Genomic DNA, 11,960 nt, shown 5'->3' with positions numbered 1-11,960 from the left:
AGCAGATTTTGATTAATTGTCTGAAAATGCAAAATTGGATTTGCTTAATTTCCCAATCGCTAAGTACCATTACACGATTTACGGCGGAAAAAACCGAGATACTCAGGCAAATACATATCATTTAGCCCAATTACGCTTTGAATTGCTGGATGCACTTAGAGATACTTGCAACGAACTGGTAGCGAGTCATTAAAATCGTTTACTCTTTAGAATATTGAACGCACGCGAAGAAAATGAATATCAGGAATTAAAAACTGACTTATTAGGCTTACAAGAAACTACCGATGCTAGTCCTGTTTTGACCTTCAGCCCTTGCTTTGGCGCGCCATTTCTACCGCTCAAATCAATCCCCGAACAACTATATATCGTTGTTCGGGTTATTATATATCGTAGTTCCGTAATTCTAACTAAGATTAATCCGTTGACTGTCAATAATATAAATTTATGGCATGAATTTTACATAATTACTTATGGTCACAGTTTGAAGTGGTGATTTTAGCTTAAAGGGCGAAAAAAATACATTAAATTGCTTTGTATTTCATTATGCCATCCCGATCAGATAGACTTGTTGACCTGAATCATTTATGGTTAGAAAATTTTCTATTTTACTAACTTTCCTTTTAATTGGGGCAGCGTTTAACAGCCGCGCCCAAAGCATCGATGCTGCCTATGAACACAACCTCAAAATTCTGCTTCGATCACAATTATCCGATACAACCCGCATTGATATAATGCATAAGCTTGGCGTTTGGCATACTGACCGGTACCTGCTTACGCTCAATTCGAGGGAACCAGACAATGCGCTTAAGGTCTTGCAAAAGGCCCTTAAACTTAGTAAAAACATTGGTGACGATGACCGCAAATTTGAAAGTATCAGATTAATGGCTAATGCCTACTTGTTTTTGAACGACACGGTACGTGCCAGACGGTGTATCACGGCGACTTTGGATTACCTGAAGGCAAAACGCCAGTTTTCACAAGTCGTAGTGGCTTGTCTTCAGCATGGCAAGGCCGCATATAGTGCACTGTATCCAGCGCTATGTGCCAGATATTGTGACCATGCGCTATCTGTTGCGGTCAGCAATCATTTGCAGAGACTGATAGTGCCCGCTAAAACCTGGGTCCTTTTTGCTAAAGAAGGAAATGGCAGGGATGTGTTGCCGGAAGCATTAGCCATGGTGGCACAGTACCGTAACAGTGGTGAAAATTTGGACCGGGTATATGCTCAGTTAGCGCGGAGATATAGGTACAGGGGCGATTTAAAGACCGCTTTAAGTTATGCGCTGGCAAGCACCCGGGACATGCAAAGGCACCGGGATACCGCTTTTGTCAGCTATGCCTACGCGGAACTTGCCCAGGCATATGACGTACTTGGAGAAGCCGAAAGAAGTGTTTATTATTATAGAATGACCCTGCAGGCGCGGTCTAAATTGGCACAGCGGGAGGAATATAAATATAGGACCTTAGGGTTCATTATCGCAAACCTAATCAAGCTGGGGCGGCCAAAAGAAGCTTTAAATGAGTTAATTACATATCAAAGAGCCTTTCCGCCGCAAAGCGATTTTGGGAAGGCATTTTGCGATCAAAACAAAGCGTACTGCTATGAGGCTTTGGTGAATTATAATAAGGCGGAGCACTACTACCTTCGTTTGCTCAAAAGTCCGGTGATGGCACTGCCCAACGATATATCCTGCCTAGCTTATTATGATATCTGTAGATTTTATGTCCTAAAAAAGGCCTATAAGCTGGCGCAATACTATATGAATAAAAGCAACTGCACGCCCTCTGCTTTTGATAATGTCAAAAATCTCGAACAGATACGATACAAGATTGATTCGGCGCTCGGCAATTACAGATCTGCTATGCAACACTATGCCAACTATCAAAGAGCAAAAGACTCTATATTCAATAAATCAACAGTAAGGGAAATGTCGGAAATGCAGCTTAAGTACAAGGCCGCTCAAAGAGAAAACGACATTGCGCTCTTGAAAAAGGATAGCCAGATCCAACGTGACAGATTAAAGCAAGCAGATTATCAGAGAAATCTAACCTTTGTAGGTATTGCCTTGCTATCATTGGCATTGCTTTTTGTATACCGCGTTCTCATTAATATTAGAAAAAAAACAAAAGTAATTGATCACAATAACATTACATTGAAACATCTTCTTGACGAAAAGGAGTGGCTGATTAAAGAAATTCACCACCGCGTGAAGAATAATTTGCAAATCGTGATTGGTTTGTTGCAGCGCCAGTCTTCCTATATTGATAACGATATCGCCTTAAAAGCAATTCAAAATAGTGAGAACCGCATGCATGCCATTGCACTTATTCATCAAAAGCTTTATCAAGTAGATACGCTTAAGCAAATTAATATGCAGGAATACATTGAAGACCTGATATTACATTTACGGGAAACGGCAGATACCGACGTTAACATCACTTTTGTAAAACAACTCGAAGGTATATACCTGGATGTTTCCCAAGCCGTGCCGCTTGGATTGATACTTAACGAAGCTATTACAAATGCAATTAAATATGCCTATCCAGGTGGAAGTGAGGGTAAGATTTACGTTGAACTTACTCAACTAACGGACAATAATATTCTATTGAAAGTAAAAGATGACGGTGCAGGCTTAGGGATAGCATTTGATTTGAAATCTGTGAAGTCTATGGGCATTAATTTAATGAAGGGACTAAGTAAACAACTTGGAGGTGATTTTGATTTCAACCTGGAAAATGGGGTTGCAATAGTGGTACGGTTTAAACGCGAACAGTTCGTTAAGGCTAATCATTGATTTTGCATTATTTAGAAATGGATATAATTACCAATGATTGTAATTGCAAAGGGCAGTATAAAATGGACAAATCGATAATTATTTTGAACTTTAGAAATACATTTAATCATTTGATATACGTAAAATAAGATTCGTTGCAAGATTGATGATATATCGTAATAATAGCACGCAAACCATCGTTATTACTTGGTAATCAATTAGTTGTGTATATGGCATGGTTTTGATATTTGATTTAATCATGAAATCAAAACTTAAAAATATTGCCCGAAAAGAATTGTCCGTTCGCATTGAACATCTGCATAATATGGGATATTCAAATGATTACGTGCTCACTACTGATCGAAAGGTTAGTTGCCTTCAGGACCGATCATCCTATTGTTATGACCAGGTGACGATGCAGCTAATAGATCATGTCTATGACGATGCTGTACAGCAATTCTGTCATATACATACGGTTAGTACCAATGACGGACAAAAAGGAATAATACTTTCGTATAGTGAAGCCGCTAAACCAAGGCAGCGATACTGCGGAGTAAAGCGAACGGCAATTGATGCCTTTTGGGAAGCATATTAAGCTGAAGAAGTGTTTTGGTCATTTGCCGTAATTAGAAGAATAAATTTAATTGCTTTGCATCAGGGATCAATCCCAGGTCGCCGGCAGATAATAGTGCTTATGGGTTTAAGATATTTTATTTTCATTTCTTTTTTCTCAGTGATAGCTTCCAGCGTCTATGGGCAAAGGACTGACCTGGCTTATGGAAGGGAATTAAAACGTGCAGTCGGTACCGCGGTACAGACCGATCATATAAGTGTTTTGCATAAACTTAATGTATACTACGTTAACCGGTATATAATAACTTCAGATAAAGATTATTTAGACAGCGCTTTGGTACAAGCCCAAAAGGCCGATATTTTATCCAGCAGATTAGGAGCAGCTGATCTTAAATATGAAAGTAAAAGATTGATGGGCAATACCATTATTGAAATGGGAGATTCTGTCAAAAGTCAAAGATACATTGAAGAGGTATTAACTTACTTTCAAAATCGTCGTCAATTTTTTAAATTTATGAAAGCGTGTTTTTCCTTTGCAGAAGCGTCTGACAGGATAGATTATTGTGCAATAAGCGCCAGGTATTATCTGCGCGCCCTTGCTATTGAGAAGGCACACCACCCGCTTAATAATGAATTGTATATTAAATCATATTATCTCTATGAAATAAATGGTGCTGGTCGTGCAGTCGAATGGGAACGTGAGTCGGTCAAGATGGTGAATCAATATAAAAATAGCGGCAAAAATTTGTCATTTATTTATAACATGCTTGCTACTACATACAGGTATAGGGGGGATCTGAAAAAAGCGCTGGAATATGGAATCGCCGGTCTTCGTGATGTGGAATTGCATAATGATACAATCACTGCCAGTAAATGTTACGCCGAACTTGCACTTATTTACGATGTGTTAGGTGAATATGATAAAAGTATTTTCAATTATAGAAAATGTTTGGAATACCGGCTTAGAAGGCCAATCGGTGAAGTATATATATTCAGAACACAAGGATTTATTGTTAAGGACCTCATTAAATTAAAGCGGCCTATGGACGCCCTGAATGAAGTAATTGATTTCAAGAGGAAGCATCCGCCGCAGGGTGAGATCGGTGAGGGATTTTGTGATCAAAATTTAGCATTCTGTTATGAAGCTCTTAAAGAGTATTCGAAAGCGGAAAGATATTACCTTAAAATGCTTAAAAGCCCGGCAATAAAAACTGGAAGTGAAGTTAAGCTACTTGCATATTATGATGTTGTTAATTTTTATATATTAAGAAAGCAATACAAACTGGCTTTACAGTATGCTATTGAAGTCCAAAACTATTTGAGTTCCTTGGATAACTTTAAGACATATGAAAATTATAGATTTAAAATAGACTCCGCATTAGGTGATTACAAATCAGCACTTTACCACTATGGACGGTCTCAAAAAGCCAAAGATTCCCTATTGAATGAATCCAAAATCCGGGAGGTGTCTGAGCTGCAGTTAAAGTATGAATCATCGCAGAAGGAAAAAGATATTGCCCTTCTGAAAAAGGATGGCCAAATTCAGCGGGATAGGGCTATTCAATCAGATCGAATCCGCAACATTACTTTGGCCGGAATTGGGATAGTGTCGATAGCGTTGATTTTGGTTTATGCGACTTTTCTTAACAATCGCAAAAAATCCCGGGTAATCGATCAAAAAAATGAAAAGTTGAATTTTCTTTTGGATGAAAAGGACGGACTTTTACAAGAGAAACAATGGCTGATCAAAGAAATTCATCACCGGGTAAAAAATAATTTACAAATTGTTATGGGCCTATTGCAGCGGCAATCTTTTTATATTGATAATGAGATAGCCTTAAAAGCTATCCAGAATAGTGAAAACCGTATGCACGCAATTGCGCTCATCCATCAAAAGCTGTACATGTCAGAAACGCTTGACTTGATCAATATGCAGGAATATATTGACGAACTGGTAATGCACATTAAGGATACGGCGGACATCGATGCAAATGTGCTTTTTGTAAAGGACGTTGACCTTATTTTTTTGGATGTATCCCAGGCAGTACCTCTTGGGTTAATTCTTAACGAAGCGATTACAAATTCAATAAAGTACGCTTACCCGGACGGTCGTGATGGTAAGATTCATATTGAATTCAGGGAATTACAAGATTATTATAACATGTTAACAATACGTGATGATGGTGCAGGTTTCAAAGAAAATTTCGATATTAAGGCTGTGCAGTCGATGGGTCTTAATCTGATGAGAGGGCTTGCTAAACAGCTTGGGGGTACACTGGAATTAAGCCAGGACAATGGTGTTGTAATAGAGATAAAATTTAAAGCAGTTGAGTTTGCTGCAACGAAACATTAAGGAAGGCGTAATAATATGGAAAAGCGGAAAGTACTTATTGTAGAAGATGAATTTATAATTGCGGACGTATTACGTGATTATGTTGAAAAAGGCGGATATACTGTTTGCGGCGTAGCAGATACCGTAGAAGAGGCACTTGAACTTATGGGTGATTGCACACCGGACCTGGTTTTGCTTGATATCTTTTTAAAAGGAACGAAAACCGGCATTGACCTGGCCAAGATACTTTCGGCAAGAAATATGCCTTTCATCTTTATTTCTGCCAATTCCACCCAAAAAGTCCTCGAAGCTGCTAAGGTTACCAATCCTTCTGGCTTCGTAATTAAACCTTTCAGGGAGAAAGATGTGCATGTCGCGCTTGACATCGCTTTTTATCGTCATGACAATAACAAGGAGAATACGTCTCGCCAGGATGTTAGTCTTCAAAAAGAAATCTCAAAAATTTTGTCAAGTACTAAATCATGGAAAGAAAAACTGATGGCTTTCGGTCACTCATTACAGGCCTTCATTCCCTATGAATTTTTTTCTGTGAGCTGTCGTGCTGAAGAGCCCTGTTTTAACGATATCGGATTTTTGAGAATAGGATTTGATGAGTATCAAACCATAGGCCCTGAGGAGATGAGCGTGATCACGAAATTGAATTTACAGGAACTTGCTGGTTTACAGGCCAAACATATTCCAGAACCTATGGCAACCTGGTATGATGAAACCGAATTTAGTGCGCACCTGGCTCACGCGGCGTTAAAAAAGCGCCTCGCTGATAATTATGGCCTGAAATCGCATTTACATATACCCCTTGATATTGATAAGGATGTCCATTTTATGCTTAATTTTTATAGCAGGAGGGCAGATGCATACGACGCCGATAATATGGTAACCAGTGAACGGCTAAAACCGTTATTTGTTAACCTGGTAAAAACCATGCTTGCTGACGAAACAAATCCATACAGGTTAAAAGTTCAACCACCTGTATTAAATAATGACAGTAAACGCGATATAACTTTTAAAGGCATAGTAGGCAGGAGCCATTTGCTCTTAAATGTTTTTGATCAGATTTTACAGGTGGCTCCACATAACTCCTCTGTGCTGATTTTAGGAGAGAGCGGAACGGGAAAAGAAAAGATAGCAGAGCGCCTTCATCATTTATCGGCGCGAAAAGGAAACCCGTTTATCAAAGTTAATTGTGGCGCGTTACCAACAACCCTCATTGATTCGGAATTATTCGGACACGAAAAAGGTTCTTTTACAGGGGCGTATGAACGAAAGATCGGTCGTTTTGAACAAGCTAATACCGGATCAATATTTTTAGATGAGATAGGGGATTTGCCCCTTGATTCGCAGGTTAAGTTATTACGTGTGCTTCAGGAGCGCGAATTCGAACGACTAGGAGGCAGGGGGACGATAAAAACGGATGTCAGGATCATAGCGGCAACGAATCGTGATCTGGAAAAGGAAGTCGCAGACGGTAGGTTTCGTCTGGATCTATTTTATCGCCTGAATGTGATCCAAATCATCATGCCGGCCTTGCGGGAACGCAAAGAAGATATTCCTTTACTTGCAGACCACTTCCTGCATATATACAATGCAAAAGCGGGTAAATCCATCAAACGGTTTTCAGATCAAGCAATTGAATCTATGGAAAACTATGGATGGCCCGGGAATATTAGAGAGTTAGAAAATCTTGTCGAACGAAATGTGCTTCTGTGCAGGACAGAAGTTATCGATGATGTTAACCTTTCTGTGAAAATAGCAGTTAATAGTATAGGTGACTCGGTCCCGCCTGGAATATTACCTATGATGGAAAATGAGAAGGCCCACATTTTAGCGGCATTGAAAAAATGCAATGGTAAAATCTGGGGGACAGGCGGAGCTGCGGAACTTCTTAATTTACCTCCGACAACCTTGAATTCGAAGATGAAAAAACTGGGTATTAACAAAGATTTTTTGCAATAAGCATAATTATGGATTGTCAAAGAAATAATAAGGGAACCCAATGCCCACATTCAAAGAGCCTGCTGACACAATAGTTATAATGCATCCGGTATTTATGATTAGGAAGTTGGTATATCCGACGGTAAAATTAACGCCTGCTTTCAATTGTATACGTGAAGCTTTCAGCATTGTAAAAACCAAGATTAAATTCTACGGGTTTTTCTGCCTGGTCAAACACATATCTTTTTCGCATAAGAATTGAACTGTTGAGCTCGATTTCGAGTTTATTAGATAAGTTTTTATCAGCGAGCCTGGCACTAATCTCTTCTCTGGACAGATCTACTACGATGTTATAATCTCTTTCCAGAATATCATATAGCGGACGCTTGAAATCTTCCTCACCTGTTAGCCCGGTCCGGGGGTGAAAATAAGATATAAAATAAACGAATGGTTTATCGGCGTCACCTCTTAGCCTTTCCAATTTCAGTATTTTTTTATCCCTGGAAATTTCAAAAAATGTTGCGAGCTGATCATCCGGCAGGACCCAGCTAACATGCAGCTCATAATTCTTAATGGTCGTACCCCGCGCTTTCATTTCTTGTGAAAAGCTTAGCCAGTTCATTGACTTTGAACTAACCTTAGGCCTTGCGACTTTAGTACCGGATTTTTTCTTTCGAACTAATAATTCCTCATTAACCAACTTGTTTATTGCCTGCCGCAAAGTTGATCTGGAAATCATTAATTCTTTCGCAAGATCAACCTCATTTGGCAGGGTCTTTCCGTTCTGATAATCCGGCTCTTTAATCATTTCACGGAGTAAGCCCTCTACCTGCGTATGTAGTGGGACAGAGCTTTTATGATCAATTTTTAATTTAATTTCTGACATATCTTGTATACAAATCTAATGGTTTATTAACCATTATGTATGGTTGAAAATATTATCATGTTTAAATAGTTTAATATGTATGTACATTATAATATAAAATACACCCATTTTCACGTGAAATACTTTTGAAAATATTTTAAAAAGAAATACAACGTTTATTAAATGTGGCAATTCGTCGTCAAAATGGCGTTTTTTATTGACATTTCAAGATCTGGGTATTTGTATATATATATTTATTACGTAAATATGTACGTACAAAATATAAACTAACTCAAAACTATGATCTGGAAAAATTTTACTTTTATCTTTCTTAAATTCCTTGGTTGCTGGCTTTGCCTCTTATTTATGACAGCAATGTCAATGGGGCAGGGTTCCCTAAAAATAACGGGACAGGTTATTGACAACAAAGGCCAGCCGCTTCCGGGCGTAACGGTTGCAATTAAAAATACCACAATAGGTGTATCAACCGATACCCTGGGCAAGTTTAGTTTAGTTGCAACTAGCCCTGAACAAATGCTCGTTTTCTCCATGATTGGCTTTACTAAACAAGAGCTTGAAATCAAGAGCAACAGGGTATTTAATGTTACCCTGCTCGAGGACCAAAACTCTCTGAAAGAAGTAGTGGTAGTGGCATACGGCGAACAAAAAAAGGAAAGCCTGGTAAGTGCCATTACTACAGTTAGAATCAAAGACATTAAGGGCCCGACAAGTAACCTGACAACCATGCTTGCCGGGAAGATTTCAGGGGTTGTAGCTTATCAGCGAACTGGTGAACCGGGAGCCGACAACGCGCAATTTTTCATTCGCGGCATAACTTCGTTTGGTTCGGGAAAAATTGACCCGTTAATCCTCATTGATGGGATGGAATCCACACCGAGCACTTTAGCGAGGCTTCAGCCGGACGATATTTCAGGCTTTTCGATACTGAAAGACGCGGCTGCTTCATCATTATATGGAGCGAGAGGAGCAAACGGTGTAATTCTGGTGACCACAAAATCCGGTGTTAGCGGTAAAACCATGCTGAATTTCCGTTTTGAGAATTCCATATCGCAAAATGCTAAAGATTTTCAGCTTGCAGATAATATAACATATATGCAATTGGCAAATGAAGCAGCACTGACCAGAAATCCCCTTGCTGCATTGCCTTATTCCCAGACAAAGATTGACCATACAGCAGCCGGTGACAATCCTTACCTGTATCCCAGCAATAACTGGATGCAGCAATTGATTAAAAGCAATACCACCAACCAGCGCTTTAATATGAATATATCAGGTGGCGGGGCTGCTGCTCAATACTATGTTTCGGGAACCTTTAACCAGGATAATGGGATTTTAAGATCAAATCCGGGTAGCAATTTCAATAATAATGTGAATTTGAAGAGTTATGAAGTCAGATCTAATATCAACGTGAAACTAACTTCTAGTACGGAAGCGATCATTCGTACTTCGGGGAATTTTGACGACTATATCGGTCCGATTGGAAGAATAGGGCTCAGTGGTGGTGCAGCAGTCTTTAACGACGCTTTGACAGCTAATCCTGTCCTTTTCCCAGCGCTGTTCCCGGGATCAAAACTTCCAAATGTTTCGCACCCGCTTTTTGGTAATGCTGCGAACGGCACCAATGGTCAAACTTACTTAAATCCATATGCGGAGATGGTTTCCGGCTTTCAGCAGTACAATACTTCTACTTTAAATGTGCAGCTTGAAGTAAAACAGGACCTTGGTTTCTTTATAAAGGGATTATCGGGTAGGGTTATGGCCTACAGCAAGCGTTATTCTTATTTTGACGTATCCAGAAAATACACGCCATTCTACTATGCGGCAAGTCCGGTGATTGGTGATCCGAACGGGTATAACCTTTCATTGCTTAATGAGCAGTCTGCAACAGAATATCTGACTTATCAGGAAGGCAACAAGATTGTAAACACTAATACCTATGGTGAGGCGGCATTGAATTACAACACTGCCATCGCCAAAAAACATGTAATATCCGGCTTGCTGGTAGGCATTTTCAGAAGTTATCTGACCGGTAATGCGGGCGATCTGCAATCATCCCTTCCGTTTAGAAACCTTGGTTTAAGTGGCCGTTTCACTTACGCGTATGATGATCGTTACGTTTTTGAGACAAACTTTGGATATAACGGATCTGAACGTTTCGCTCAAAACAATCGTTTTGGCTTTTTTCCATCCGTAGGCGGGGCGTGGAATGTAAGCAGGGAAAAGTTTTTTAAACCTTTGACCAATGTTATTTCCAAGCTGAAATTAAGGGCAACTTACGGATTGGTTGGTAATGATCAGATCGGAGCCGCAAGTGACCGTTTTTTCTACCTGTCAAATGTGAACCTTCAGGATCCGCTTTATGCCGCCCAATTTGGAGAGAATTATGCCTATACCAAAGACGGAGTTTCAATTTCGCGGTACGCAAATAATGGCATTACTTGGGAAAAATCCCAAAAGTCTAATGTTGGCATGGATCTGGAATTATTCAACAGCCTCAACTTAGTGGTTGATGTCTACAAGGAACATAGAAGCAATATCCTGATGCAGCGCAGTTATATCCCGTCAACATTGGGGTTAACAGCACCGGTAAGTGCTAACGTAGGCGTTGCGGAGGGTAAAGGTGTTGATCTTTCAATGGATTATAGCAAAACATTCAATAATGCCTGGTTACAACTTCGAGGGACGTTTACCTACGCAACGAGCAAATTGCTTGTGAACGAGCAACCTGATTATCCGGCAAATGAACAATACCTTTCGAGTTTAGGGTATTCGTTATATCAGCCATCCGGTTTGATTGCGGAAAGGCTTTTCGTTGATGATGAAGATGTGAAAAACTCTCCAAGGCAGACTTTCGGTGAAGTGAGGGGAGGAGATATTAAATACCGTGATATGAACGGGGATGGACAAATCACCAACCTAGATAAGGTTAATAACCTTGGTTATCCATCAGTACCGGAAATTATTTATGGTTTCGGTTTTTCTGCAGGTTATAAGAATTTTGATTTCAGCACCTTTTTTCAAGGAACAGCAAGATCTTCTTTTTTCATAGACCCGGCCGCGATGTCTCCTTTTGTTCAGTCCGCGGGAGCGCAAACCGGTTTACTTGATGCTATCGCCAAAGATCACTGGTCAGAGGATAACAGGAATATATACGCTTTCTGGCCACGACTTAGTCCCACGGTAAGTGTCAACAATACTCAGCCCTCGACGTGGTGGATGCGCAATGGTGCTTTCCTGAGAATGAAGTCCGCTGAATTCGCCTATAATTTCAAAGGTGGCGCATTATCGAAATTACATATGCGAAGCCTGCGGCTTTATGTCAATGGAACAAACCTCTTTGTCCTGAGTGGTTTTAAATTATGGGATCCCGAGCAAGGTGGCTTAGGTCTAACCTACCCGGTTCAAAAAGTGTATAATATCGGCATTAGAGCTGAACTGTAAA

At 39.9% G+C, this 11,960-nt stretch carries 6 protein-coding genes; 5 read left to right on the top strand and 1 reads right to left on the bottom strand.

All coding sequences use genetic code 11. The annotated features are described in order from the left end of the window. Positions 1-584 precede the first annotated feature (584 nt). The 4 genes from WC615_RS08535 to WC615_RS08520 all read left to right on the top strand — a co-directional run bounded on the left by WC615_RS08535 (position 585) and on the right by WC615_RS08520 (position 7,653). Entirely contained in the window at positions 585-2,795 is a 2,211-nt protein-coding gene (locus WC615_RS08535; RefSeq protein WP_372977687.1) for a histidine kinase dimerization/phosphoacceptor domain -containing protein, read from the top strand. 238 nt (positions 2,796-3,033) lie between these two features. Then, entirely contained in the window at positions 3,034-3,369 is a 336-nt protein-coding gene (locus tag WC615_RS08530) for a hypothetical protein (protein WP_372977686.1), read from the top strand. A 99-nt stretch (positions 3,370-3,468) separates the two neighbouring features. Next, complete coding sequence (locus WC615_RS08525; RefSeq protein ID WP_372977685.1) at positions 3,469-5,700, top strand: histidine kinase dimerization/phosphoacceptor domain -containing protein; 2,232 nt, start codon at positions 3,469-3,471, stop codon at positions 5,698-5,700. A gap of 15 nt (positions 5,701-5,715) precedes the next feature. Continuing rightward, positions 5,716-7,653 (top strand): sigma 54-interacting transcriptional regulator, encoded by a 1,938-nt coding sequence (locus tag WC615_RS08520; RefSeq protein WP_372977684.1) that lies wholly within the window; start codon positions 5,716-5,718, stop codon positions 7,651-7,653. 127 nt (positions 7,654-7,780) lie between these two features. On the opposite strand, the gene WC615_RS08515 is transcribed toward WC615_RS08520, so the two are convergent. Next, a complete protein-coding gene (locus WC615_RS08515; protein WP_372977683.1) occupies positions 7,781-8,518 on the bottom strand; it encodes a GntR family transcriptional regulator in 738 nt (245 codons plus the stop codon). A 279-nt stretch (positions 8,519-8,797) separates the two neighbouring features. Here WC615_RS08515 and WC615_RS08510 point away from each other — a divergent pair, with 279 nt between their 5' ends. Next, on the top strand, positions 8,798-11,959 hold the full coding sequence (locus WC615_RS08510) for a SusC/RagA family TonB-linked outer membrane protein (RefSeq protein WP_372977682.1): 3,162 nt from the start codon (positions 8,798-8,800) through the stop codon (positions 11,957-11,959). Position 11,960: the final 1 nt, after the last annotated feature.

It is taken from the genome of Mucilaginibacter sp. (genome assembly GCF_041663085.1).
Lineage (GTDB): Bacteria > Bacteroidota > Bacteroidia > Sphingobacteriales > Sphingobacteriaceae > Mucilaginibacter.
This window is presented reverse-complemented; position numbering and strand designations above follow the sequence as displayed.